Here is a 26,053-nt window from a genome sequence, read left to right as displayed (position 1 = left end):
AAGGTGGTGGACAGCCTGTGAGGGTGGCGGTGGCCAGCGGCAAGGGCGGTACGGGGAAGACGACCATAGCCGTCAACCTGGCCCTAGCCCTGGAAGGGAAGGTACCGGTTCGTTTTTTGGATTGCGATGTGGAGGAACCCAATGCCCACCTGTTTCTTAAGCCCAGCTTCGATCACGAACGAGTGGTCAGCATACCGGTGCCCGACGTAGAGGAAGCCAAATGTACGGTTTGCAAGAAGTGTGGGGAAGTCTGCGCCTTTAACGCCATAGCCGTGGCAGGGGGCAAGGTCGTCACCTTCCCCGAACTATGTCACGGCTGCGGTGCCTGTGCCCGGTTTTGCCCCTCGCAGGCTATCAGGGAGAGGTCTCACCGTATCGGCATACTGGCCACCGGCCGGGCAGGCTCTATAACCTTTGTACAAGGGAAGATGGACGTCGGTACACCGCTGGCCCCGCCGTTGATTAAAGCAGTAAAAAAGGAGATGGGAAGCGAGGAAGCGGTAATAATCGATGCTCCGCCGGGGACTTCCTGCCCCGTCGTAACTTCCGTGTACGGGAGCGATTTCTGTTTACTGGTAACGGAACCCACTCCTTTCGGGCTACACGATTTAAAACTGGCCGTGGGTATGGTCCGGGAATTAGGTATTCCGTGTGGGGTCATTGTCAACCGGGCCACTTTGGGTGACTTTCATGTGGAGCGCTATTGTTACGAGGAAGGGATCCCGGTACTTCTGAAAATCCCTTTCGACAGGCGTTATGCCGCCTGCTACTCCCAAGGGGATTGCCTGGTTAAAGTTTATCCAGAGTGGGTTCCGGTTTTTGCCGACCTTTGGCGACAGGTGAAAAGGATGGTGAAGCGGGGTGCAAGAGCTCTTGGTAATCAGCGGTAAGGGCGGAACCGGCAAGACCTCTCTGGCCGCAGCTTTTGCCGTTTTGGCCCGGGATAAAGTACTAGTAGACTGTGATGTGGACGCGGCAGACCTGCACCTCCTTCTCCGTCCCCAGATCCAGAGCAGTAACGAGTTTTGGGGGATGCCCAAGGCCTTCATCAATGCCGAGGATTGTAATAAGTGCGGGCTGTGCCAGGAAGCCTGCCGCTTTGGAGCTATTGAAGATTACCACGTTAATCCCCACCTATGCGAGGGTTGTGGTGTATGCAGCCGTCTGTGTCCGGCAGGGGCCGTCGTAATGCGCGATCATTTGGCCGGCCACTGGTATGTGGCCCACACCCCTTACGGCCCTATGGTCCACGCCCAGCTGGGAATTGCCGAGGATAATTCCGGCAAACTGGTTACCGTGGTACGCCAGGCGGGCCGCGAGCTGGCCCGGGAAAGGGGCCTGAATCTTATTATCATTGACGGGCCGCCCGGGATCGGCTGTCCGGTGATTGCGGCCCTGTCAGGGGTATCCTTGGCCCTGGTGGTCACCGAGCCCACGGTGGCCGGCCACCACGACCTGGAAAGAATAATGCAGTTGGCTGGCCACTTCCGAGTGCCGGTAGAGGTTTGTATCAACAAGTTTGATCTTGCCCCGGCAAAGAGTCGGGAAATAGAAGAGTACTGCCGGGCCCAGGGCGTGGAGGTTATAAGTAAAATCCCCTTTGATGAAGAGGTTGCCCGGGCCGTATCCAGGGGTGTGCCCCTGGTGCAGCCCAGGGGAGGTTCGCGGGGTGGCGCCGCCAGAGCCGTAAGGTCACTGTGGGAAAAGCTTGCTGAACGGCTGGACGTCCTCGCGAGGCGGCCGGGACATTAAGGGCCGGAGCCGGCATCCCCGGTAGGGGGAATCTTGGGGAAACACGAATTTTAGGGAGGGGGAAACATGGCAGTCGGGATGAGGGAGAATTTAGAACGCCTGCAGGAGCACGAACGCCGCCTTACTCCCCAGCGAAAGGCCGTTCTTCGGGCTTTCTTGGAGCTTTCCCAGGAACACCCGACTGCCGACGAAATATACCGGGCGGCCAAAAATCATTGTGCCACCCTGGGCCTGGCCACTGTTTATCGTACTCTGGACCTCTTCGTTCAACTGGGTATTATTCAAAAAGTGCCCTCGGTGGACGGTATTGCCCGCTACGAGGTAAATAGTCTTTCCCACAGCCATTTTCTCTGTCTAAAATGCGGCCGCACTTATGAACTCGAGGAAGAAGGAGTAAATTTGCCTGTTCCCCAGCGTCTCTCCACTTCCGGCTTTGAAATATTAAAGTGCTCCCTGGTAGTCGTGGGTTTTTGCCCTTCCTGCCGCAGAAGTATATAACTCGGGAAAGGAGGGTTGGCATGCCTGAATTCGAATATAAGTGCAGGGACTGCGGCGCATTGACTTTGTTTTATAAGCGGGAAGAAGCCACCAGGTGTCCGGTTTGCGGCAGCAGCGGACTGGTGAGGGTATTTTCCCCGCCGAATATAATTAAGGGCAGCGGGGGCACCGGTTCAAGGGGGTTGTGTTGCGGGAGGGAAGAGCGGCCGGATACCTGTATTCCCGGCAGCTGCTGCCGAGATTAGGAGACATACACCAACAAGGCCAAGAGGTGTGCTTTAAATGTATAACAACAGCGTTTTGGAACATTTTCTTAACCCTCATAATGTTGGTCGCCTGCCGGATGCCGACGGCACGGGTATGATAGGAGATCCTGATTGTGGCGATTACCTCAAGATTTATATTAAGGTCCGGGATGAGAAACTAATAGACGTGAAGTTTGAAATTTTCGGCTGCCCTGCAGCCATAGCTACCGCCAGCATACTGACTGATTTAGCCAAAGGGAAGAGCGTGGAAGAAGCTCTGAAAATAAGCGACCTGGACGTCATAAAGGCTTTGGGGGGTTTGCCTGACCGCAAAATTCACTGTTCCAGTTTAGGTGCGGAGGCCCTGCATAAAGCAATTGAGGATTACCTGGCCAAGAAGGAGTTTAGGCCGAGTTTAAAACAGGATGGTGAGAACCTTGGCGAAAGAAACGTGCGAAACCTGCAACCCTGAAAGCTGTACTTCCACCACTTGCGAGGCCAAGAAACCCCAGAAAATACCCTCCAATGAGATGAACCACATAAAACATGTAATCGCTATTATGAGCGGTAAAGGCGGGGTCGGCAAATCCTCGGTGACCGCCTTGCTGGCCGTGGCCCTGGCGAGGGAGAACTCCCGGGTGGGTATCCTGGATGCGGATATTACCGGCCCCAGTATTCCCAAAATGTTTAGTATTCGCCGGCCTCCTCAGGGAAGCGAGCTAGGTATGCTCCCTGCCGAAAGTTCGCTGGGCGTTAAGATCATGTCCCTGAACCTGTTGTTACCCCGGGAAGACGATCCCGTCATTTGGCGGGGACCTTTGATCGCCAGCGCCGTGAAGCAGTTTTGGACCGACGTATTTTGGGGTGAGCTGGACTATCTATTGGTCGATCTGCCGCCGGGTACCGGAGATGCGCCCCTTACGGTGCTCCAGTCCCTGCCCCTGGCCGGACTGGTGATTGTCACTTCCCCCCAGGAACTGGCCAACATGGTGGTCCGCAAGGCCATCAAGATGGTGTCCATGCTGGAAGTAAAGATACTGGGCCTGGTGGAGAACATGAGCTACATTCTGTGCCCGGGCTGCGGTAGAAAGTTTTACCCCTTCGGGCCGAGCCGCGCCGAAGAAGCGGCGGCCAGGGCGGGCATCCCCCTACTGGGAGTCCTACCCCTGGACCCGGATTTGACTGCCCTGTGCGACCGCGGGGAGATAGAGAATTATCACGGCATGCTATGGGAACGGGTGCGGGATTTTGCGGCTAAGATGCAGTTGTGACCTTGCCCGGATCTCGAACAAAGGAGGAGGCAAGGGTGGCGAAGGCCGTTGAAATAGTTACCCTGGTAGACAATGTGGTATTTAGGCGGGGGCTGTTGGCTGAGCACGGGCTGGCCTTTCTTATTCGCGCGGGAGGCCGGACCGTTTTATTCGATACGGGCGCCGGGACCGCGGTAGTGCATAATGCTTTGAGCCTGGGTATGGACCCCCGCGATATCAATGCAGCAGTCTTGAGCCACGGCCATGACGATCATACAGGAGGCTTAAAGAAGATTTGCGAGATTACCGGGCCTCAGCCGGTCTATGCCCATCCCGACGCCCTGGCGGCCAAATACCGGGTGAAGCCCGGGAAAGAGCCGCAGTATATAGGAATTCCCTGGTCGCGGGAAGAGTTGGAGAAAACCGGGGCCATGCTTCATTTACACAGGGAACCGGTGGCGTTGGCTGAAGGTGTCGTGGCCACCGGTGAGATTCCGCGCGTTTACGGTTTTGAGGCCTTGAGCCCGGAGTTTTGCGTTCTTGCGGGAGGAGAGTATGTTCAGGATAGGCTGTTGGACGACCAGGCCTTGGTTCTGGATACGCGGGAAGGATTGGTTGTGATTCTCGGTTGTGCTCATGCTGGCCTGATTAATACCCTGGAATACATTCTGCAACTTACGGGTTCCAGCCGGATATACGCCGTTATCGGTGGCACCCACCTAAAAGATGCCGACGCCGAACGCCTGGAGAAGACCGCCAAGGAGTTGTCCCGCTTCGATCTGCAGTATTTTATAGCCGGCCATTGCACGGGATTGGCCGCCGGTGCGGCCTTGTACCGGGCTTTAGGCGACAAGTTGCTCTTTAACGAGGTGGGCCGCGTGTTTAAAGTGGGGTAAGAAAACGCCGAGCCACTTTTTTCCCGGGGGGAGAAAAGGGATGAGACTTCTGGAAGATGTGAGGAAAAAGTTTATTGAGCTGGTCACCGCCCATGAATTATTAAAAGAAAGTATACAAGTCGTAGACGCCAGGCCTTTAAAGCCCGAAGAAGCAATTGGCCGGCCCGACCGCCAGGACTATCCGCTGCTAAAGGGCAAGGAAGTGATGCTCCAGGCACAGTTCCGGTCCGGCCGTGGGCAAGCCTTTACCGATATGCCGGGCAACTATGAGGGTACGATAAAAGAGGTACTGGAACTCCCGCTAAAAAGTAATTTTGCCAGGGCCGTCTTTGTGGCCACCCTCAACGCCGTAATGCGCCACTTAAACTTGATAGACAGGACGGTCCACTGCCGGGACCGGGAGCCGGAGGAGTGCGCCGGCCAACTGGTAACTTATATCCGAGAGCGTTTTGGAAATCCTCGCATTGCCTTTATCGGCCTCCAACCGGCTATGGTCGTTAAGCTGGCGGAATGTTTTCCCCTGCGGGTGGTTGATTTGGACCCGGAAAACGTGGGACAGCAAAAGGGTAGAGCCATCGTAGAAGATGTTTCCCGCACACCCGAAATTATAGAATGGGGCGATATTATAGTAGCCACCGGGACCACGGCGGTAAATGCCACCCTGGAACCTTTGCTGGGCAAAAAGCCGGTTGTCTTTTACGGGGTTACGATTGCCGGTATTGCCTACCTCTCCGGCCTTGAGCGCTACTGTTTTTGCGGCCACTGAATTTAACGCATAACATTATTGACATATGACCATAATAGGTGTATACTACAATTGAAACAAACATATGACCATAACAAAGGAGGGAGTGTCAATGCCGAGGGGTGACAGGACAGGTCCTTGGGGTCTGGGCCCTATGACCGGCAGAAGGGCCGGTTACTGCGCCGGCTTTCCCGTCCCAGGCTTTATGAACCCGGGTTGGTGGGGCGGCTTCCGCAGGTTCTGGGGGGGCCTGGGCCGGGGGTGGCGGCACATGTACTACGCCACGGGACTGCCCGGCTGGATGAGAGGCGGGTGGTGGGCCCCACCCTTTCCCGGTGCGGCCCCTTACCCGGAGGAGTTTCCTGAAGTGGAGGTACTGAAACAGCAGGCCAGCCTCCTGGAGCGGCAACTTCAGGCCATCAGGGCCCAGATAGAGGCTCTGCAGCAGAAAGGAAAACAGCAGGAAGAAAAAGGCGAATAACGTCTCCTACGGTGTATGGCCGGGTAGAACCCGGCCCTTTTTGCTTTTCTTTTGAGTTGGCCCTTAAGGGGATGGGGGATGGCCGGAAAATTAAGGATTTGGATAGGGGAAGCGCCCTTCGGCCCATTTTTTAAGCTCTGCCAGGAGGGCCTCCCGCGTGTTAAGAGAGGGCTCTTCCAGCACGCGCTCGAGGAGGTAATTTAGAGCCCTGCCCACTTGGGGTCCGGGGCTCAGATTCAAATGCTCCATGATGTCGTAGCCGTTAACGGCCAGGTCTTTAAGGCCGAAGGCCGGTTTTTGATTTTGTATTTCTGCCAGGCGCCGCCGGAAACGGTCTAGCTCCTCGGTTCCAGCGCCGGGAGCAGTGGCCAGGATGTCGGCCCGGCGCAGTTCCAGGAGGTCTTGGACCAGGTCCGGCCCGACCCGGCGCAAGAAGCGCCTCACCCCGGCGTCGGTGGTCGGGTAGGTGAACATGTGGTTGGTGATGAGACGAAGGAGCCGCTCCTGAAATTCGTTGCTGAAGCGCAGGCGTTTTAAGATGTCTTGGGCCAGGGAAGCGCTGAAGTCCTCATGGCCGTAGAAATGGACGGCATCTCCCACTTCCACCCGGCAGGCATACTTGCCGGTGTCGTGGAGCAGGGCGGCCCAGCGCAGGAGGGGTGAGGGGTTAATAATCCTGACGGCCTGCAAAATATGCTCAAAAACGTCTAACTGGTAGTGCCGGTTGCCCTGGAATACCCCCTTATTCCGGCTTACTTCGGGTAAGATGATGTCCAGCAGGCCGGTTTCCTGCATCTTGTCCAGGCATTCGTCGGGATTGGGACCCAACAGGATTTTGGTCAGCTCGTCCCGTATGCGCTCGGCAGATACCCGGAGTATTTTGCGGCGGCTTGTACTTATGGCCTTCAGGGTTGCTTCGTCCCAAGATACCTCTGCTCCGGCAGCTCCCGCCCGGGCCATAAGGTAAAAGGCCCGCAGCATCCTTAAAGGGTCCTCTTCAAAGCGCTCCTCGGCATCCCCCACCGCTTTTATTTCCAGCTTTTTAGCTGACAGCAGGGTAATGACCCCGTAGGGATCGACCCATTTTTCCCTCAGGGGATCATAGGCCAGAGCATTGACGGTAAAATCCCGCCGCGACAGGTCTTCCTCGAGGTTTACCCCGAGCTCGATCTTTTCGGGCTTGCGTTTTGTTGTGTAGCCTTTTTCCCGGCGAAAAGTGGTGATTTCAAGGGGCTGCCCCTCCAGTAGCACCGTTACCGTCCCGAACTCGAGACCGGAAGGGAAAGCCGGGTCGAAAAGGGCCATTACCTGGTCGGGCATGGCGCTGGTGGCAATGTCCCAATCCTTGGGTTTTAGTCCGAGCCAGAAATCGCGCAGGGAACCGCCCACCAGCCAGGCCTGGTGGCCGCCTTTCTGTAGTATCTCCAGTGCGTGGTAGACAAAGGGCGGAACATTCATTTTTCAGGCTCCTCGCCAAGATTTCATCTGGAGCTAATAGGGGCTAATAACATTATAATTTGCTGCCGGCCGTGGGCACAACCGGCCGGAGCCAGCGAATTGCCCATGGGTTCCGTGCCGGGTTCCCTTCCGGCTGGCGTTTAGCAAGACCCGGGTCCTGCTTCAGCAGGGCATAAATGGGCCGCGGCAGGCATAAGGTTATCTAGGTGAATGCAAACTATTTGCATCTTGGCTCTTCTATGTTATAATTTAAATGCAAATGATTTGCATATACCGGGGTGACATAGTTTGCTCAGAGCCCGACTTAAGCAGTCCCTTGCCGAGAGGGGTTACAGGCTTACGCGCCAGCGGGCTGCGATTTTGGAAGTTTTAGCGGGTACGGGAGAGCACCTTACGGCGGAAGAGGTTCACCGCCGGGTACGATTCCTGTGCCCCGATCTCAACCTGGCCACGGTTTACCGCAACCTCAACCTGATGGCCCGGCAAAAAATCATCGGCAAGGTGGATTTCGGCGACGGGCGTGCTCGCTTTGAGGCGAGGGCCGATCACCACCACCACCTGTTCTGCCTCAAATGCGGCCGCGTTATAGAAATCCCCGATTGTCCAGTGAGCCTGGACGAAGTTGTCGCTCGGGAACACAACTTCAGGGTTATCGGACACCAATTCGAGGCCTACGGCTACTGCGCGGATTGCGAAGGCAGAGAAAATGGAGGATCCCCAGTATGAGCCACCTCCATCTTCCTGACGGAGTCATACCCCCGCTGTGGATTATATTGGGCTTCGTCGTGACGGCCATCCTGCTGGCGCCGGCGGTTTGGGAGTTGCGCGGAGAGGAGGCCAGAGTTCAGGTTCCGCGGGTAGGCATCACCAGCGCCTTTATGCTGCTGGCTATGGGCGTACCCCTCGGCCTTCTTCCCCTTCACCTGAACCTCGCGGTACTGGCGGGGATTCTCCTGGGACCCCGGGCAGGGCTGCTGGCAGTTTTTATAGTGAATCTTATCCTGGCCCTTATGGGGCACGGGGGAATCACCGTGGTGGGCCTCAACACTCTGGTAGTGGGTAGCGAGGCGGTGCTGGGTTATTACCTGTTTTCCGTCTTCAAGAGGAAAATAAGGGCCGGTGCAGCTGCGGCTGCCGCCACGGTGGTGGCCCTGGTGTTTTCCCTGTCCCTGATGATCGGACTGGTAGGCCTAACTCAAGTGGATCCGGCCACCCTGGTCTACCACGATAGCCACGAGACGGAGCACCCGGCGGCGGGCCATCAACATGAAGGATTCCCGGCCCTCTCTTTGAGCCAGTTTGCCCAGATCGTTTTTTCCCTGGGCTCCGCGGGCATAGCCGCGGAAGCGGCGGTGACCTCTCTGGTAGTGGGTTATTTATTAAAGGTCAGGCCAGGCCTTATCTTTGAACAAAAATCCGCAGATAGCCAGGTTGAGGATGGGAAATCTTAACGAGGTGACCTTTAATGCACCTGGCCGATATGGACTACCTGGCCTTCCGGGGCGAAAGCCTGTGGCACAGGGCTTCGGCCCCGTCCAAGATATTTTTTACCCTGGCCGTAATTGCCGGCGTAGTAGCTGCGCAAAGTCCCGTGCTGCTGGCTTCAATCCTGGTTTTACAGCTCGGCTTGTTGCAGACGGCCGGAGTTCCCCTGCGCCGTTTCGGCCACCTGTTGTTTTACCCGGCCTTTTTTGCGGGTCTTTTTGCCCTGAGTTGCCCGGCTAGTTCATGGGCGGCAATATTCACGGTCGTTATTAAATCTCTCACGGCGGCCAGTTCGCTGCTGCTACTGGCGGCGACCACCGGTGCCCCGGTTGTCTTTGGGTGCTTGCGGTTGTTTCTGCCGGCGGTGATAGCCGATGCCCTTTTTCTTACTTACCGTTCTTTCTTCATCTTGTCCGGCCGGTTGGGCAATTTCCTTACCGCCCTAAAGGTGAAGGGAGGCTATTCCCCGGCCAAGATCCTCCTTAACCTCCGCAGTGCTGCTGGCGCCCTGGGAGTGCTGTTGATCTATTCCCTGGAAGCTAGTGAACGCATGGATAAGGTCCTTGCCTTACGGGGTTATCGCGCCGGGATTTTCTTAAGCGGTAGTTGGTACCGGCCCACCAAGTACGACCTGGGGCCGGCCCTGGCCGGTCTGGCAGTCCTCATAGGGGTAGTGATGTTATGAACCAAGTGGTTAAGGTGAAATGCCTGCGCCATGTGTATCCGGATAAAACTGAAGTGCGGCTGTGCGGGCTGGAATTCGTGGTCCGCGCCGGCGAGAAAGTTGTGATCCTGGGGCCCAACGGGTCCGGCAAGACCACTCTGCTGGCTCATATCATAGGGCTGCTCAAGGCGGTGGAGGGGGAGATAAGCGTACTGGGTGCGGACCCGGCGAAGAACTTTGCAACCCTGCGGAAGCGGATGGGGGTGGTCTTGCAAAATGCCGATGAGCAGATTATCGGCCCGACGGTATGGGATGATGTAGCCCTGGCCCCCCGAAACCACGGCTTAAGTACGCAGGAAGTCAGCCAGAGGGTGGAAAGCATCCTCCGCGAGGTTGGTATCTTCCACCTCAAAGACAAAGTCCCCCATTACCTGAGCGGCGGAGAGAAAAAGAAGGTGGCACTGGCCGGGGCCATGGTGATGGGTCCGGAACTCCTTGTTCTGGATGAACCCTTTGACGGTCTGGACCCCAGGTCAAAAAAGGAGATTATCGGCCTGCTCTGGAAATTTAACCGGCAATTCGGCACCACCATAGTGATGACCGACCACGATGTGAACCTCATCCCGCTAATTGCCGATCGGGTGTACGTGATAAGTGACGGTATGATAAGATTTCACGGCACGCCCCGGGAACTCTTCAGCCGCCCGGACCTGCTGAGGCAAGCCAATCTGGAACCCCCTGTCTTGGCGGAACTTTTTGCCGGCCTGGCCAGGGAAGGCGTGCAGGTAGAGGTGCCCTTGACCCTGGAAGAAGCGCGCCAACAGCTTTGGTCGTTGCTGAAGGCTCCCTTCGGTTATGGCCGGCGGGGGGATGGGGGAGAAGAAAAAGTGGTGGGCATAGGCGGTTAAGGAGCTTTACTCCCAGAGTTATCCCCACTTTTCGCTGACTAAGCCTGCTTAGGCTTTGGAAGCGAGCGACTAAACTGAGCGGCAGTCAAACTTAACGAGGCCCGAAGCGAAGGCGGGGGCGAGGACAGGACGTCCGAGACCGGCCCTATCGACAGGGATGCCGGCTGACGAGGGAACCCCGCCTGAAGTTTTGGGGCCGAGTGATAGTTTGGCCCGCGAGAGTTTCTGGAGGCGAGCGCAAGCCAAGCAGGCCTGAACTCAAGAGTAAGGATAACTCAGGCTTTACTGCCTGTTGACGCTCAGGGGAGATTGGCATATAATTTAGACAGATCTAGCAAAGGGGAGTAGCTCTTAGGCCTTAAGGCCTAACGGCCAAGGCGTCAGGACGCTCGGCGGAGAGCCGCCTTGGTCCCAAGGGGGATTACTTGGGAGCAAGACCTTTGTTTGGTGTTACTTGAGGCACTGAACAAAGGTCTTTTTATTTGGGATACTAATACGGTAAAGGAGGCGGTGCCATCCCTCACATCTTAAGCTGGACGCCACCATGTGGACTATGAGCGGGGCAAGAGTAACCCGGTCAAACATGGCCAACGCGAAGATACGAGATCTTTCTTTATGACCATTTTTATGCCATGGCGAGGGGGAGCTAAATTGTCAAAAAAGCCCTGGTATGCTATGAGCATGGACGAGATCTGCCAGGAATTAGCGACCGACCTTACCCGGGGATTATCCCCAGAGGAAGCCGGGAGCCGTCTCGCAACCTACGGCCCCAATTCCCTAAAAGAACCCCCACCCCGCAGTCTTTTTTCCATGTTCATGGGCCAGATCAAGGAAATACTTGTGTTGATTCTCCTCGGCGCTGCGGTCGTATCAGGCCTTCTGGGGGAATGGATGGACTCCATCGTTATCCTGGTTATTGTCGTGCTGAATGCCGTCCTGGGGGTGTACCAGGAGCACAAGGCGGAGCAGGCCCTTAAAGCATTAAAAGAGATGACCAAACCGTCGGCCAAGGTGCTCCGGGGCGGCAGGGTAATTCAGGTGGATGTTGCCAGCCTGGTCCCCGGCGATGTGGTGCTGCTGGATGCCGGTGATTTTGTCCCGGCCGATGGCAGGTTGGTGGAAGTGGCCTCCCTGGGAGTCAACGAGGCGGCTTTAACCGGAGAGTCGGTGCCGGTGGAGAAGGAAGTCACCGTCCTCGAAGAAGGCGAAGTTCCCCTGGGAGACCAGAAAAACATGGTCTTTATGGGGACTACGGTCACCGGCGGCCGCGGCAAGGCCCTGGTGGTGGCCACCGGCATGAACACCCAGCTGGGCCGTATTGCTCAGCTGCTCCAGGAAACGCCCCCTGAACCGACCCCCTTGCAACGGCGGCTGGCCGAGCTGGGTAAAATTTTAGGAATGGCTGCGGGGGCTATTGTGGCCCTGGTTTTCCTCGCCGGGCTGTGGCGGGGCGGCGACGTGTTAGAGATGTTTATGATAGCCATTAGCCTGGCCGTGGCCGCGGTCCCGGAGGGTTTACCCGCCGTGGTGACCATTGTCCTGGCCCTGGGCGTGACCAGGATGAGCCGGCGGCGTGCGGTTATCAGGAAGCTCCCGGCGGTGGAGATCCTGGGCACCGTCACGGTTATTTGCTCTGACAAGACGGGCACCCTTACCAAAAACGAAATGACCGTCACCCGTATATATACCGCCGGCGACCTGTGGCAGGTCACCGGCGTGGGCTACCAGCCGGAAGGACGCTTTATAACCCCCGGCGGCGAGGAACGCAATCCCCTGACCGATGAGAACATGAGAATAATGCTTTTGGGCGGGTTGCTGAATAATGACGCGCGGCTCCAGGAGGGCGACAAAGGGTACCAGATAATAGGTGATCCCACCGAAGGCGCTCTGGTAGTCGCGGCAGCCAAAGCAGGTTTGGCTAGGGAAGAGGTGGACAAGACCTACCCGCGGCTGGGAGAAATCCCCTTTGATTCGGGCCGGAAAATGATGACCACCTTCCATCCCCTGGAGGGAGAAGTCTGCTCCTTTACCAAGGGAGCTCCCGACGTCCTGCTGGCCCGCTGCGCTACCATGATGATCGGCGGGAAAATAGAACCCCTAACCGACGAAACCCGAGCCCGTCTCCTGGATGTAAACTCCGAACTGGCTTCCCAGGGACAGCGGGTCCTAGCCCTGGCCTTCCGCCGTTGGCCGGAGATGCCCGCCGATCTTTCCTCCGAAACCGTCGAGAAGGATCTGACCTTTGTCGGGTTCTTCGCCATGATCGATCCTGCCAGGCCCGAGGTCAAGGAGGCAGTGGCCGTCAGCCGCGGAGCCGGCATTCGCCCGGTAATGATTACTGGAGACCACCCGCAAACCGCATTGGCCATCGCCCGGGAACTGGGCATATGGCAGGAGGGCGACGGCCTCCTGACCGGCTCGGACCTGAGGACCATGGACGAAGCCCAGCTCAAAGAGGCCGCTCCCCATACGTCCGTTTATGCCCGGGTATCGCCAGAGGATAAGCTGCGCATTGTGGAGGCCTTAAAGGAACACAACCATATAGTAGCCATGACGGGCGACGGCGTTAACGATGCCCCGGCCCTTAAACGGGCCGACATAGGCGTGGCCATGGGGATTACCGGCACGGAAGTAGCCAAAGAGGCCTCGGATATGGTGTTGCTGGATGATAACTTTGCCACCATCGTCAATGCGGTGGAAGAAGGGCGGACCATTTACGACAACATCCGCCGGGCCATCCATTACCTGCTTTCCTGTAATGCCGGTGAGATAGTAGTCATCTTCACTTCCATATTGCTGGGATTGCGCAGTCCCCTTACGGCCCTCCAGATCTTATGGGTTAACCTGGTAACGGACGGGCTACCAGCCCTGGCTTTGGGCCTGGAGCCGCCCGAAAGGGGCGTCATGAAGAGGCCGCCCCGCAAACCGGGTGAAAGCGTGTTTGCCGGAGGCATGGGCACAAAAATTCTGTGGCAGGGCGCCCTGATTGGGCTACTGTCCCTGGCCTCTTACTGGCTGGCCCTCAGGGAGGGACGGACCCTGCAGGAAGCCCATACCATGGCCTTTGTAACGCTGGCCGTGTCGCAACTGGTCCATTCCTTTAACGTCCGGAGCATGACCCAGTCCCTGTTTACTATCGGCTTAACTACCAACCGGAATCTGGTATATGCTTTCTTGGCCTCCCTTTCCCTCCAACTGGCCGTGATATTTGTGCCCTTCCTCAGGAACGTTTTTGAAACCGCAATGCTCCGGCCGGGTGACTGGGTGGTTGTCGCAGCCTTAAGCGTTGTCCCCCTGGTGGCGGTGGAAGCGAGCAAGCTCTTGGGCAAGCTCCTTATGAAGCCGCAAGAAGGAGCTCATATTCAGTAGTTCCCAGGTCCAGACTTTTACGAGAAGGAATTTTTGCATTCCCGGCGAATTAATATTTTGTTAAACGGCCCGGCGAGGAGCCGGGCGCCCGGCCGGAGGACCCACGGAGGTCGGGCCGCAAGTGCTCTAAAGGCGAGGAAAATAAGGACTAACCGGAACCATGGAGGTTCCCTGTGAAGAGGCGAAGGGAGCTTCCATGGTTTTTTATTTGCCGGAAAGGAGTGTGTTTAAAGCCATGCACCGTCCTCAGAGCGACTGGGAAAGAGCGGTGGAATTTCACGGTCACACCTGCCCGGGGCTGGCCGCAGGCTACCGGGCGGCCCAAATTGCCTTGCGGGAGCTCAAGGCGGAGCGCGCCCAGGATGAAGAGCTTGTGGCAGTGGTGGAAACCGATGCCTGTGGAGTGGACGCCGTACAGGTATTAACGGGATGTACCCTGGGGAAGGGCAACCTGCTTTACCGGGACTACGGCAAGCACGTTTTCACCTTTATCTGCCGGGACAGCGGCCGGGCGGTCCGCATAGCCGTAAAGGCTTCGGCCTGGCGGCAGGACGAAGCCTACCGGGAGTTGAGAAAAAGGGTGTTGAGTCAAGAAGCAGGCGAAGAGGAGAAGGCCCTTTTCCAGCACTACCAGGAGGAGCGCACGCGGTACATCTTAGAGGCGCCGGAGGAAGAGATTTGCACCGTACGAAAGCTAAAGTTGGAACCTCCTCCCAAGGCCCGGCTCTTTGACTCGGTAATCTGTTCGGTGTGCGGCGAGCCGGTGGCCGAGGTGCGGGCCCGGGTGAGGGAAGGGCGGCCGGTCTGTATCCCATGCGCCGAACATTACAGCCGTGGGTGGCGAGGCAAAAACAAGGAGACATAGCTAGGGCGGTGGAAGGGAGAGGGAGATGATAATGATAAAAAAAGTCTGGCATTTGGTTGTGGCCGCCGCAGGTCTTCTACTGCTTTTTTTGACAGCGGGGTGCGGAGCGCAGAAGGCAGAAAATCAGGCCGTATATACGGTAGCAGATAGCACAGGGGATTGGGGTTTCCCCACGCCTTACGGCCATTACCCTCGGGGTCCGGGTTATGTGCGCATGAGCTTAGTTTTTGATACATTGGTGTGGAAAGACGCCCAGGGTTTCGTCCCGGCCCTGGCCAGGGAGTGGAGATACGACCCTCAGGAAAATGCTTATATTTTTCGCTTGGCGGAAAATGTTACCTGGCATGACGGACGGCCTTTTACCGCTAAGGATGTAGTTTTCACCATCGATTACACCCGCCGGCACCCCTACCAGTGGGTAGATACTTCGATTATACAGAAAGCAGAGGCCCTGGATAATTACACGGTTAAGCTGAGTCTAAGCCAGCCCTATGCTCCTTTTTTGAGCGACATAGCGGGGACCCTGCCGATTTTACCGGCCCACATCTGGCAGAATGTGGAGGAACCGGAGAAATTTCAAGATAAGCAGGCGGCCATCGGCACGGGACCTTTCAAACTGGTCGATTACAACCGGGAGCAGGGTACTTACCTGTATGAGGCTTACGACCAGTACTACCGGGGAAAGCCTGCAATACAAAAGCTCCGGTTTGTGAAAGTGGCCGAGGAAGTAGCCGGCGCCGCCCTTGAGAAAAAGCAGGTAAACGCAACTTCTGTACCCCCTGAAGTGGTGGATGATCTGCGTAAAGAGGGCTTTAAGGTTCTAACCGGTAGCCACGACTGGGTGGCCAAGCTCATGATCAATCATAGGAAAGAGCCTTTGTCCTCGAGGGAATTCCGCCAGGCTCTAGCCCTGGCCATTGACAGAAAGCAGCTGGTGGAAGTGGCCCTGCGGGGGCATGGTCTACCCGGCAGCCCCGGCCTTATACCGCCGGATAGTTCCTGGTATAACCCTGGTGCCGAACAGTACGGGTATAATCCTGCGCGAGCGCAAGAGCTTTTAGCCGGCCTGGGTTATACCCGGCGGGGGGATTATCTTACCCGGGACGGGCAGGTTTTAGAGTTAGAGCTCCTGTTCAGGGGCACGGGGAGCAGCATGGCCGAACAGCGGGCGGCCGAGCTCGTAAAAGAACAATTGGAGCGTATAGGTATAAAGATAAACTTGCAGAGCTTAGAGGCCAAGACCCTGGACAACAGGGTTAAAGAGTGGAAGTTCGATCTGGCTTTAAGCGGCCACGGCGGCCTGGGAGGCGACCCGCGCATCTTGAACAGGGTTACCCTGGAACAGGGGATAAATAGCGCAAGATACACCAACAATGAGGAATTATCCGCCGTATTGGCCCGGCAGCTGCTAGAAATGGACTTAGAAAAAAGGCGGCAACTGGTCAACCGGGCACAGGAACTTTATGCTAGGGAGATGCCGGCCTTGCCCCTATATTATCCCACCAGTTACTGGGCCCATGATGGCCTGGTGGGCCTGTATTATACCTGGGGCGGGGTGGGTTCAGGCGTGCCTATACCTTTGAACAAGTTGGCCTTTGTAAGGTAATGCCTCCAAGAGGCGGGAACGGCAGCTACTAACCCGGAAGAAGGGGGCGGGGCCCAAATAGAATAATGGGTAAAGCAGCCAACTATGCGGTAGCCTTCTTTCTCATATTGGCCCTCAATTTTGTACTGCCGCGTCTTATGCCGGGGGATCCTTTGACGGCCATATACGGCGGTGAAGCCCTGGTGGCTATGACGCCGGAATTAAAGGCCGAGCTGGTCCGACGTTTTGCCCTCGACCGTTCCCTGGGCCACCAATTTGCGGCCTATATGGGGGCCCTTTTACGAGGCGACCTGGGTTATTCGTATTACTACCGCGCGCCGGTAATGTCGGTGGTCTTGCGGTATCTTCCTTGGACCTTATTGCTGGCTGCGCTGGCCTTAATCTTTTCTACTTTGGCCGGATTCATACTGGGTGTAGAAGCAGGTTTTAGGCGCGGCCGGCGAGTAGATAATTTCTTGTTAACCGCTTTGATGTTTTTAAGCGGCCTGCCCGACTTTTTTGTAGGGGTTTTGTTCCTGCTTTCGTTCGGCGTGGTCTGGGGCCTGTTTCCTTTGGGCGGGGGTTTGACGCCCTATGGCGGCTTTACCGGCCTTTCCTTGGTGCTGGATATCTTGCACCATATGGTCTTGCCCCTGGCAACCCTCGTGGTGGTGCGGCTGGTCGGTACCTTTTTGTTAACCCGCAGCAGCATGATCATGACCTTAGGCGCGGCCTTCATCCTCACAGCACGGGCCAAGGGCTGTACAGACGGCCGGGTGCGCTATTATCACGCCGGCCGCCACTCCCTTTTGCCGGTAGTCAGCGCTGCCGGGCTTCACTTCTCCCATTTGATCAGCGGCACCCTTTTTGTGGAGGTTGTCTTCTCTTATCCTGGGCTGGGGTCCCTGCTTTATAATGCCCTTCTGGTGCGGGATTACCCCGTTATCCAGGGAGTTCTATTGGTGATTACCGCGGTGGTAATGGCGGTTAATTTGATGCTGGACTTACTTTATCGGAAGCTTGACCCGAGGATAACTTATGCACGTTAACTACTGGCAAGAAATAAAAGAAAACCGGCTGGGACGGGCGGGGTTATGGCTTTTCTTGGTTATCGCCCTGGGGGGTGCCCTGGCGCCCTTTTGGACCCCATATCCGCCGGAAGCCCGGGTGGGGGCTGCCTTTAGCCCTCCTTCGTTGCAGCACTGGTTGGGGACCAACGATGTAGGCCAGGATGTCTGGTCGTGCCTGCTCTATGGAGCTCGGACTTCCCTGGTAGTGGGGTGCACAGCAGCGTTGCTGGCCGGGATAATAAGCGTTGTGGTGGGCACTTCCGCGGCCCTGGCGGGCGGTCTTTATGACAACCTCTGTATGCGGGTAGTGGATGCCTTTCTGGTTATTCCTCCCGTCCTGGTGGCCATACTCGTGGGGGCCTATCTTAAGCCTAATCTTTTCATTTTAATCCTCTTGCTGGCAGCTTTTCTTTGGCCCGGCGGGGCCAGGATAATAAGGGCCGAGGCCTTATCCTTAAAAGAGAAAAAGTCGGTGGCCGCGGCTCGGACCTTCGGCGCAGGCTCCTTTTATATCCTGGTCCGTCACCTAGTTCCGGACCTGGGCCCCGTTTTGCTGGCCGTCATGATACAGGATGCCCGGCGGGCCATCTTTATGGAAGCGGGTCTTTCCTTTTTAGGGGTGTGCGACCCCACCCTCCTCAGCTGGGGCAAAATGATGCAGCAGGCCTTAAAGTTTACTTATTTGGAGGCCTGGAAGTGGTGGCTTATACCCCCGGGTGTAGCCCTCTCTTTGACGGTTACGGCCCTGACCCTGATAGGTTATGCCCTGGAGGGTGTTTTGAATCCCCGCCTGCGAGGAGAAAGGTAAAATGCTAGTCGTTAAAGATTTGCATGTATCCTTCGGCGAATCTACGGTGCTTACGGGTATTAACCTGGAGATGAAAAAGGGGGAGGTTTTAGCCCTGGTGGGGGAATCCGGGGCAGGTAAGACTACCCTGGGGCTGGCTATAATGGGGCTTTCGCCGGGCAAGTGCAGGGGGCAGATTTTGTTTAAAGGCCGGGATCTACTCCGTTTGCCCGGTGAGGAACGGCGGCGCCTCCGCGGAAAAGAGATAGCCATGGTGTTCCAAAACGTAGAGGATGCCCTCCACCCCCTCCATCCGGTCATGGAGCAGGTCGCGGAAGCCGTTCTCGTGCACAGACCCAAAGACAGAAAGGCCGCCCAAGGGAGGGCGGCTGATCTCTTTGAGTTAGTTGGGTTAAGGCCGAACCGGTGGCGCGCCTTTCCCCACCAGTTAAGCGGCGGGGAAAAACAGCGGGCTTTGATAGCCCTGGCCCTGGCCAATGATCCGGAGGTATTGATTTTAGATGAACCCACCGCCTCCCTGGATGCCTTAACGCGGGGGGAAATCATAGGTCTTCTCAAAAGGCTGGTGGAGGATAAAGCCGTTTTGCTGATCACCCACGACCTGTCTACGGCGGCCAAATTGGCTACCCGGGTGGCGGTTTTGTATGGCGGTCGGATAGTAGAGCTGGGTCCTACCCGAAGTCTGTTTACCTTCCCGCGCCACCCCTACACCCGGGGGCTTTGGCGTTCTTATCCCAACATGACCACGGTTAAGGATCTACAGGGAATCCCCGGGCCGCCCTTTAGGCCTGTGGCCGGGTGCCCTTTCCATCCCCGTTGCACCCAGCGGCTGGTCCTCTGTTCCCGGGAGGCCCCGGAGCTAAAAGAAGTGGAAGACCGCCTTCTGGCCTGTCACCGGGGAGGAGTGGTGCCTCTGCTGCAGGTAAAAGGCCTCGCCAAATCCTTTAACGGCGTGCGGGCCGTACAGGACGTGGATTTGACCCTGTACGAGGGAGAAACCCTGGCCCTGGTGGGCGAAAGCGGGTCGGGGAAGACCACCCTGGCCCTGGCCATTATGGGCCTGCTGCGGCCGGATAAGGGCGAGGTGTGGTTGGAAGGCCAAAAGGTCTTGCAAAGGGACCGGGAGTTTTACCGGCGAGTGCAGATGATCTTTCAAAATCCCCGGGAGTCCTTAAGCCACCGCCTGAACGTCCTGCAGTTGGTAAAGGAGCCCCTGGACGTGCAGGATTGGGGCAGGGACGAGGAAAAGGTGGAACGCGTAAAGGAGGTCCTGGAAGACGTCGAGCTACCTACCCAAGAAGTCTTCCTGCACAAATATCCCCACGAGCTCAGCGGGGGAGAGGTCCAGAGGGTGGCCATAGCCCGGGCTTTGGTTCTAGACCCCAAGCTCTTAATCGCCGACGAACCCACTTCCGCCCTGGATGCCAGTGTGCAGGCCAAAATACTAAGACTTTTGCTGAACTTGCAGGAGAAGAGGGGACTGGCCCTGCTCCTCATCACCCATGATATCGCCCTGGCGAGAAAAGTTAGCGACCGGCTGGCGGTGATGAAAGAAGGTTTGGTGGTAGAACAGGGGCCGAGCAGCGAGGTCATAGCGAATCCCCAACATCCTTACACCCGGACACTTTTACGGCTGGCGGCCGACCTGACGGATAGAATTCCTTCCCGGGCGGCGGCCGGGACAGTATGGGAAGCGTAAAAGGTTATTCCGGCGCATCCCAAGTTTTTTGCTGGAAAGGCCGAAAGGCCTGCTTGGCTTGCGGTCGCTCGCTAAAAGTCTGAGCAGGCCACCCCGGAGCCAATATTATTTTTGACGGGGCTCCAACAGGAGCCGGTACAGACCGGATGCTTTTTCTACTTTTGCCGAGTAACCCTGGCTTTCGGCCAGGCGGCTCACGTTTTCCTTAGATGTTTCATTGTCGGTGAGGACCAGAAGGGGCTGGCCGGGATGCTGCTCCATAGCCTTCTTGGTTCTTACCACCGGTATGGGGCAGGATAAGCCGCGCACATCGATTTCTATCATACTGACAAAACCTCCTTTTTCGCCAATTCTTTTAAGGAACCGGGAATATGGTCTATAAGCTTCGCTACCGGCGTGGCCGGCGTGACGCCGGCCATTTTGCCGGCCAGCCTGTTGATACGGGCGCTTAAGAATGCTGCTTCCGCAGGCTCCCACCCGGCGCCCGTCAAGGCAACTACCATGCCGGTTATAGTGTCCCCTGTCCCGCCTATGCACTCCAGTTCGGGAACATTAGGTTCCTCTATCCTGGCCACTACCCTCCCCTCGGTTACAAGGTAATCTATGGCCCCTTTCACCAAGAGGATCCTGGCGGCTCCTCCGTGGCTATAAGCCTTCTTTGCCAGATCGGGTACATCCTGAACTCCGCTGTTGAAAAGGTGGCGGCTCACATAGGCAGGATGGGAAGCCTCCGGATCGGCCAGAAAAGCCATTTCACTGGGATCGGGAGTAAAAACATCGAATTGGGGTGCCACTCCGGCTGCCTTGGCCGCATACATGGCCCCGGCGTCGGCAATTAGCCAAGGCCGGGGTTGGCACCTCTCCAGCACCTCGCAGAGCTTTTGCATCAATCTTACTATGGGGAGGCAGTAGTGGAGGGCAAGAATCTGGGGCTTAAGATTCTTCACTTCTTCTACTAAATATTGATACAGGAGCCTGGTGCCCTGACCCCTGCCAATATCTCCGGCCAGAAGGGCGTGAGGGGGCTCTAAACCCAAAGCGCTTGTTACGGCGAGGGCCGAGCTGATCATGGCTCCTGTGCCCTGCCCGCAAGGGAAAGTGAAATCTTTGACCCGCAGCGAATCTCCGGCCCTGACTACTTTACCGTGGATAAGGCCGAGGTTTTCGGCAGGAAGGGTGCCCGCTATGAGAATCAAGTGGGCCTTCCCCCTTTCCATATGGCCAGGGCCTCCTCCCAGGCCCTATCCAGCATCAAAGCACAGAGGGTAAAACCTTTATGCCGCGGTCGCTCAACTTCATCCAGTTTGCGCCCTACTAATTGAGCATAAAGGTAAGGAACGTCCGGGCAGCCCCCGCCGGAAATATTGACGATGATCCCGGTGTTTTGGGCGAAGACCAGCTTCATATTGCCTGCTTTCACCATCACGTCTTGAGGGAAAAATACTACCTTAACGATCTGGAGCAGCTCGGCCGCTCCTTTAAGGGGATAAATACCCAGATAGGCTACCTTACCTTCCAAAGCCCGCGCCAGGGCCGTTTGCTCTATAAGCTGCACCTCCAGGGCCAAATCGCATCCCTGGCGCAAGCCCGGCGGGGGCGCCACCAGCTTGCATTCATGGCCTTCCTTTTTAAGTGTCCTTTCCCCCTTCAAGGCCTCTTCCACTGAGGGGAAAATAATTATTCCTCGGGTGTCAGGGAGTTCATGCGCTGCCTTGCCGGCACGGCCGGTCCTTTTAAAGAGCAACTCTCTTTATCCCCCTTATCCTTTTACTCTACCTTTTCCCGCATGAGCAGGCCTACGGCCAGGGCAAAGGCTAGCCCGATCAGTACGGCCACCGGACCCAGGGGACTTGGGCCTTGGGGGCTGGAAGCCAGGCCGAAATTATGGGCAAAGGCCGCTCCGGCTATAATACCCCAGAGGGTAATACCGGCGTCCGTATCTCCCTCCGCCGCCAGTATGGTCTGGCGCAGGGGACATCCACCCATGAGAGTAGCCGTAAGTCCGGCCAGAGTCATGCCCAGGAAGTTCCACAAGTGGCTATTGTGGGAGATGGGCTGGTTAACAAAACCCACGTGGATCTTGCCGAACAAAAGATTGATAATTAGAGCCCCTACGAAGAAAGCGGCTATACCGCTGAAAAGATAAGTATCTTTGACCAGGAAGAGGTCACGCCATCCCCCTACAAAGCACATGCGGGTCCTCTGGGCCAGGACCCCGAAGAGCAAGCCCGCTACCAGCGAGAGGATTAGCGGGGCTGTAGCTGCTCCCGGCCCTTCTTTGCTGGCCAGTATAAATTGAGGTTTAAAGATGGCCAGCAGCAGCAGGCCCAACATAAAGATTGGCATTATCCAGCCGGCAGCGACATGGGTAGGAGTAGAGCGGCCCAGGTTGAAGCCGTTTTTCAATAAATGGATTCCCACCAGAACTCCTACTACCACCCCGGCTATGCCGGTTAGTCCATTTAAGTCTCCTCCTGCCAGCCTCAACACCGCCCTAACCGGACACCCCAGGAAGACCATAGCGCCTACCATAAAGAAGACACCCAGGAAAAAGCGCACGAGAGGCGCGGAGCCTCCCCGGGCCCGGAATTCCCCGAAGACCAGGGCAGATATGAATCCCCCCAGGGCCATACCCATAATTTCCGGCCGCAAGTATTGCACCGTCGCCGCCCGGTGCAATCCTAAAGCGCCGGTTATGTCTCGGTAAAAACAAGCCAGGCAAATACCCATGTTTGCCGGGTTCCCGGCCACGGACATCAGTGCTGCTACAGCTCCTAAAACAAGTCCTGCGACGATCATTAAATATTTACGCGAAAGGCTACCGGTCATGGCCACACCTCCTGTTGTTTTTTCTCGTCTTTGCCCGGATACCGGTTCAACTATCTTTATTCTGGCTTCCCACCACGATTCCTTCATACTTAACATTCCAATTAGTTATAGTGTTCACATGTCGGGCTCCCTTACCGGAGGGCGGGCCCGAAAAAGTTGGGAAGTAAAGGCAGCGCAAATACCAGCGTCCTTGAGGAGAGAAAGTTATAACAAAAATTAATAAGGGGACTCATAGTCAGCATGGAGACCGGCCGGTCCCTTCAAGGCTCTGCTGTTTGCCTTTATCTGCTTTTAGAACGGCAAACCATCAGGATTTTAAAGAGGCTTCGCCGGAAGGGGATAAGTAATATACCCGGGCTGACGGCTGGCTGCCGGGAGGCCCGTAATAAAAATAGACCAGGGTAGGCTGACGGGCCGGGGCGTCCTCCGGCCGGCAGGGGAAAAGTTCTATATACCCGTGGCGCCGCAGCTCCGCCGAAGTCAGGCCGGCCAGTTCCGGGAGGTGCTGTCTCCGGAAGGCGGGGTCGGCGATCTTATCCATCCAGTCGGAACGCTGTCTTTCGGTGAGGGGAGAAGGCGGGGCCCAGGGGGGCCAGCGCCGGCTGCGGTCGTGGCGGCAGAGGTCGAATTTTAACAGGTGATAAAAAAGGCTTAGATCCATTCCGGTCCGGTAACCCGCGGCGAAGGCGGCCAGGTGGTTATATAAATCCACCCGGCTGTGGCCCCGGCGGTGAAGGCCCTTGGCTTCCCACCACCCGGCCAGGGCTTCATAGAAGGCAAAAGGACTGGCAAAACAAGTTGCCTCGAGGTACTTTATAGCATGGTCGGCCAGGTGGCTGTTCCAGTATTTTTCTACAAGATCGGCTATGCGGTGCAGGCGCAACATTTCCTCGTAAGGCAGGTCGCGGCTGGCCAAAACTTCGTAGGGAGGCTCGTCCAAAAAGATATATCCGTAAGCGGCAGCTTCCCGGCGCAGGGCGGTACCCTTCAAAAGCTTGAGAAAGCCCAGCTGAATCTCCTGGGGATGGAGGGAGTATACGGCGTTGAAGCTGTGGGCGAAGGAAGCATAGTTTTCCTCCGGCAAACCGGCGATGAGGTCCAGGTGCAGGCGGATATTGCCGTAAGACAGCAGCCGCCTGACGTTGCGGGCCAACCGTTCCCAGCTCTGGTAGCGGTGGCAGAGGCGGTTGACGCGGGTGTTGACGGTCTGGACGCCGATTTCCAGCTGAAAAAGGCCGGGAGGCACCCGGGAAAGGAAGTCCAGCATATCTTCGTCCAGGCGATCGCCGGCGATTTCGAAATAAAATCTGGCCTGGGGCCGTAAGGAAACGAGAAATTCCCAGATGGCAAGGGCCATTTGTTTATTGGCGTTGAAGGTCCGGTCTACGAATTTTATTTCCCGTACCCCGGCCTTAAGGAGCCGGGTTATATCTTCCTTTATGCGGTCTAGTGAAAAGTAGCGCACTCCTCGGGTGGTCGAGGAAAGGCAAAAACTACAGGCGAAGGGGCAACCCCGTGAGCCTTCATAATAAACAATGCGGTCGGCCAAAGACGACAGGACGGGCTCGTCATAAGGGGAGGGAAGGGGGTCCAGGTTTTCCATAAGGGGAGCAGAGGGGTTTAGCCGTATCGCCCGACCGGTACGGTAAGCCAGGCCCGGTACGCGAGCCAGCAGGGAAGGATCCAGGAGGGAATCCCTGTCCCTTTCCCGTTCTCTTTCCGCCAGCAGGGTCAAAAACCGGTTCCAGGGAACCTCCCCTTCACCCCGGATGACCAGGTCTACCTGGGGATAGGCCTCCATAAAGGCTTCGGTTTCAAAGGATACTTCCGGGCCGCCGCAGATAATCAGCAGTTCCGGTTTAACCTTTTTTAAAAGGGCGGCCACTTCCATGGTGGGCTTCAGGTTCCATATATAACAAGAAAAGGCTACTATATCCGGGTTTTGCCGGTAAATCTCAGCGGCTATATTATGGGGCCGGTCGTTTATCGTAAATTCTGCTATATCCTGGCGAAAGGGGAAGGCGCGGCCCACGGCTCCGAGGTAGCGGAGGGCCAGGGAAGAGTGGATGTATTTGGCATTGAGGGTGACCAGCAGGAGGCGCATACTAACCTTCCTCACAAACTCCTTACGGCCTGTAAGAGAACCCTGCCCGGTGAGGGGCAGCGGCTCCCTGCCGAGAGACGGTCTGGGGCACCGAAGGCCCGCGCCGCCCTTAGGGGAACCTGAGGTGCAATTTCTCAAGTCGGGAGCGGCCCGACATGGGCGGGAACAGGCTTAATCAATTTCTATTGTTTCCAGGTTTTCCAGACACTCCTGGACCAGACCTTCCACGTCCAGTTTTTCCTCTGCTTTTTCCACTTTCTCCAGGCGGGGTTTGGTGGCCGGATGGCGGGGAACGAAGAGGGTACAGCAGTCCTCGTAGGGCTGGATGGAAATCTCGTAGGTGCCTATTTGCCTGGCCAATTCCATGATTTCAGTTTTGTCCCAGGAGATGACCGGACGCAATACCGGCAGTTCCACTACTCTATTGATTACGGCTATGCTCTCCAGGGTTTGGCTGGCCACCTGGCCGAGACTTTCGCCCGTGAGGAGGGCCAGGGCCCCTTCACGGTGGGCTACCTTCTCCGCAATGCGGAACATCATCCGCCGCATAACGGTGACATAGAATTCCTCCGGGCAGTTCTGGCGAATGGCCTTCTGAACCTCGGTAAAATGGGCTACGACGAGGCGAAAGCCGCTAGCATAGCGGGCCAGGATGCGACCGAGCTCGATGACTTTCTCCTTGGACCTCTCGCTGGTAAAGGGGAAGCTGTGAAAGTGCAATCCGGTGAGCTCCAGACCTCTCTTTAATCCCAGCCACCCCGCCACCGGGCTGTCCAGGCCGCCGGATAAAAGGAGAACCCCCCTGCCGGTTATCCCGACCGGAAGGCCGCCCGGGCCGGGAATAATTTGGGAATATATGTAAGCCCCGTCGTTACGGATTTCCAGGTGAACCACCCGGTCGGGGTTATGCACGTCCACCTTCTGGCCGGTTCGGGCCAGGAGATACCCCCCCACGAGGTGATTGATCTCCGGCGACTTATAAGGGAAGCCTTTGTTTGAGCGCTTGGTCTCAACTTTAAAAGTGTAGCCGGGAGTGTTCTCCAGAACATATAAGGCCCTTTCCCGGATGGCGGCTATATCCAGGGGCGCTTCTACCACTGGACTAAAGGATACCACGCCGAACACGCGCCGGAGCCTTTCCTTTACTTCTTCCAGATCGTCCTTGAGCTCTATAAAAACCCGGCCAAAGGTCTTGCGGATTTTACGCGGAGGAAGGCCGGCCAGGGCGGTGTCTATATTGGTCAAGAGCCTCTGCTCAAAATCCGACCGGTTTTTGCCCTTCAAGCTGATTTCGCCATAACGAACCAGCACCGTCGAATACACGAGGGCGAGCAACTCCTTT

General features: G+C 56.7%; 26 protein-coding genes. 19 read left to right on the top strand and 7 right to left on the bottom strand.

Annotated features, from left to right (window positions below; translation table 11 throughout):
• Positions 1-17: 17 nt before the first annotated feature.
• The 9 genes from TAMC210_RS05675 (at position 18) to TAMC210_RS05635 (ending at position 5,867) form a co-directional block, all read left to right on the top strand.
• Positions 18-890, top strand: coding sequence for an ATP-binding protein (locus tag TAMC210_RS05675; protein ID WP_173297828.1), 873 nt, complete (start codon positions 18-20; stop codon positions 888-890).
• Positions 862-1,752 (top strand): ATP-binding protein, encoded by an 891-nt coding sequence (locus TAMC210_RS05670; protein WP_173297827.1) that lies wholly within the window; start codon positions 862-864, stop codon positions 1,750-1,752. The genes TAMC210_RS05675 and TAMC210_RS05670 overlap by 29 nt, the downstream gene beginning before the upstream one ends.
• Before the next feature lie 66 nt (positions 1,753-1,818).
• Complete coding sequence (locus tag TAMC210_RS05665; RefSeq protein ID WP_173297826.1) at positions 1,819-2,250, top strand: Fur family transcriptional regulator; 432 nt, start codon at positions 1,819-1,821, stop codon at positions 2,248-2,250.
• Between the two features lie 20 nt (positions 2,251-2,270).
• Entirely contained in the window at positions 2,271-2,495 is a 225-nt protein-coding gene (locus TAMC210_RS13915; protein WP_173297825.1) for an FmdB family zinc ribbon protein, read from the top strand.
• A gap of 37 nt (positions 2,496-2,532) precedes the next feature.
• On the top strand, positions 2,533-2,967 hold the full coding sequence (locus TAMC210_RS05655) for an iron-sulfur cluster assembly scaffold protein (protein ID WP_173297824.1): 435 nt from the start codon (positions 2,533-2,535) through the stop codon (positions 2,965-2,967).
• Positions 2,933-3,766 (top strand): Mrp/NBP35 family ATP-binding protein, encoded by an 834-nt coding sequence (locus TAMC210_RS05650; protein ID WP_217267280.1) that lies wholly within the window; start codon positions 2,933-2,935, stop codon positions 3,764-3,766. Before TAMC210_RS05655 ends, TAMC210_RS05650 begins: the two co-directional genes overlap by 35 nt.
• Before the next feature lie 35 nt (positions 3,767-3,801).
• A complete protein-coding gene (locus TAMC210_RS05645; RefSeq protein ID WP_173297822.1) occupies positions 3,802-4,641 on the top strand; it encodes an MBL fold metallo-hydrolase in 840 nt (279 codons plus the stop codon).
• Positions 4,642-4,681: 40 nt separating this feature from the next.
• Positions 4,682-5,407, top strand: coding sequence for a Rossmann-like domain-containing protein (locus tag TAMC210_RS05640; RefSeq protein ID WP_173297821.1), 726 nt, complete (start codon positions 4,682-4,684; stop codon positions 5,405-5,407).
• A 64-nt stretch (positions 5,408-5,471) separates the two neighbouring features.
• Positions 5,472-5,867, top strand: coding sequence for a DUF5320 domain-containing protein (locus TAMC210_RS05635; RefSeq protein ID WP_308791914.1), 396 nt, complete (start codon positions 5,472-5,474; stop codon positions 5,865-5,867).
• Between the two features lie 90 nt (positions 5,868-5,957).
• On the opposite strand, the gene TAMC210_RS05630 is transcribed toward TAMC210_RS05635, so the two are convergent.
• Entirely contained in the window at positions 5,958-7,325 is a 1,368-nt protein-coding gene (locus TAMC210_RS05630) for a CCA tRNA nucleotidyltransferase (RefSeq protein ID WP_173297819.1), read from the bottom strand.
• Between the two features lie 288 nt (positions 7,326-7,613).
• Between TAMC210_RS05630 and TAMC210_RS05625 the strand changes: the two genes are divergently transcribed.
• From TAMC210_RS05625 to TAMC210_RS05580, 10 genes are all read left to right on the top strand, one after another.
• Positions 7,614-8,051: a Fur family transcriptional regulator gene (locus tag TAMC210_RS05625; protein ID WP_173297818.1), complete on the top strand. Its 438-nt coding sequence runs from the start codon at positions 7,614-7,616 to the stop codon at positions 8,049-8,051.
• Positions 8,048-8,776, top strand: a complete 729-nt coding sequence (locus TAMC210_RS05620; protein ID WP_173297817.1) for an energy-coupling factor ABC transporter permease — start codon at positions 8,048-8,050, stop codon at positions 8,774-8,776. The genes TAMC210_RS05625 and TAMC210_RS05620 overlap by 4 nt, the downstream gene beginning before the upstream one ends.
• A 14-nt stretch (positions 8,777-8,790) precedes the next feature.
• On the top strand, positions 8,791-9,495 hold the full coding sequence (locus TAMC210_RS05615) for an energy-coupling factor transporter transmembrane component T family protein (protein ID WP_173297816.1): 705 nt from the start codon (positions 8,791-8,793) through the stop codon (positions 9,493-9,495).
• Positions 9,492-10,382 (top strand): energy-coupling factor ABC transporter ATP-binding protein, encoded by an 891-nt coding sequence (locus tag TAMC210_RS05610; RefSeq protein WP_173297815.1) that lies wholly within the window; start codon positions 9,492-9,494, stop codon positions 10,380-10,382. The genes TAMC210_RS05615 and TAMC210_RS05610 overlap by 4 nt, the downstream gene beginning before the upstream one ends.
• 627 nt (positions 10,383-11,009) lie before the next feature.
• A complete protein-coding gene (locus tag TAMC210_RS05605; protein WP_217267312.1) occupies positions 11,010-13,751 on the top strand; it encodes a cation-translocating P-type ATPase in 2,742 nt (913 codons plus the stop codon).
• Between the two features lie 223 nt (positions 13,752-13,974).
• Positions 13,975-14,616, top strand: a complete 642-nt coding sequence (locus TAMC210_RS05600; RefSeq protein WP_254388529.1) for an FmdE family protein — start codon at positions 13,975-13,977, stop codon at positions 14,614-14,616.
• A 31-nt stretch (positions 14,617-14,647) separates the two neighbouring features.
• Positions 14,648-16,222, top strand: a complete 1,575-nt coding sequence (locus TAMC210_RS05595) for an ABC transporter substrate-binding protein (RefSeq protein ID WP_173297813.1) — start codon at positions 14,648-14,650, stop codon at positions 16,220-16,222.
• Positions 16,223-16,287: 65 nt separating this feature from the next.
• On the top strand, positions 16,288-17,250 hold the full coding sequence (locus TAMC210_RS05590) for an ABC transporter permease (RefSeq protein WP_173297812.1): 963 nt from the start codon (positions 16,288-16,290) through the stop codon (positions 17,248-17,250).
• A complete protein-coding gene (locus TAMC210_RS05585; RefSeq protein WP_173297811.1) occupies positions 17,240-18,079 on the top strand; it encodes an ABC transporter permease in 840 nt (279 codons plus the stop codon). The genes TAMC210_RS05590 and TAMC210_RS05585 overlap by 11 nt, the downstream gene beginning before the upstream one ends.
• Before the next feature lies 1 nt (position 18,080).
• Positions 18,081-19,778: a dipeptide ABC transporter ATP-binding protein gene (locus TAMC210_RS05580; RefSeq protein WP_173297810.1), complete on the top strand. Its 1,698-nt coding sequence runs from the start codon at positions 18,081-18,083 to the stop codon at positions 19,776-19,778.
• Positions 19,779-19,883: 105 nt separating this feature from the next.
• Here TAMC210_RS05580 and TAMC210_RS05575 read toward each other — a convergent pair whose 3' ends face one another.
• From TAMC210_RS05575 to thiI, 6 genes are all read right to left on the bottom strand, one after another.
• Entirely contained in the window at positions 19,884-20,102 is a 219-nt protein-coding gene (locus TAMC210_RS05575) for a sulfurtransferase TusA family protein (protein WP_173297809.1), read from the bottom strand.
• Complete coding sequence (locus tag TAMC210_RS05570; RefSeq protein WP_254388528.1) at positions 20,099-20,995, bottom strand: NAD(P)H-hydrate dehydratase; 897 nt, start codon at positions 20,993-20,995, stop codon at positions 20,099-20,101. The genes TAMC210_RS05575 and TAMC210_RS05570 overlap by 4 nt, the downstream gene beginning before the upstream one ends.
• The gene (locus tag TAMC210_RS05565) at positions 20,971-21,522 is read right to left on the bottom strand and encodes a DUF3343 domain-containing protein (protein ID WP_173297808.1); all 552 of its coding nucleotides are present in this window, start codon (positions 21,520-21,522) and stop codon (positions 20,971-20,973) included. The genes TAMC210_RS05570 and TAMC210_RS05565 overlap by 25 nt, the downstream gene beginning before the upstream one ends.
• A 23-nt stretch (positions 21,523-21,545) precedes the next feature.
• Complete coding sequence (yedE, locus tag TAMC210_RS05560; protein WP_173297807.1) at positions 21,546-22,607, bottom strand: YedE family putative selenium transporter; 1,062 nt, start codon at positions 22,605-22,607, stop codon at positions 21,546-21,548.
• Between the two features lie 307 nt (positions 22,608-22,914).
• On the bottom strand, positions 22,915-24,726 hold the full coding sequence (locus tag TAMC210_RS05555) for a B12-binding domain-containing radical SAM protein (RefSeq protein ID WP_173297806.1): 1,812 nt from the start codon (positions 24,724-24,726) through the stop codon (positions 22,915-22,917).
• 156 nt (positions 24,727-24,882) lie between these two features.
• On the bottom strand, positions 24,883-26,034 hold the full coding sequence (thiI, locus tag TAMC210_RS05550) for a tRNA uracil 4-sulfurtransferase ThiI (protein ID WP_173297805.1): 1,152 nt from the start codon (positions 26,032-26,034) through the stop codon (positions 24,883-24,885).
• Positions 26,035-26,053 lie beyond the last annotated feature (19 nt).

The sequence above is a fragment of the Thermanaeromonas sp. C210 genome (assembly GCF_013167955.1).
Lineage (GTDB): Bacteria > Bacillota > DSM-521 > Neomoorellales > Neomoorellaceae > UBA12545.
This window is presented reverse-complemented; position numbering and strand designations above follow the sequence as displayed.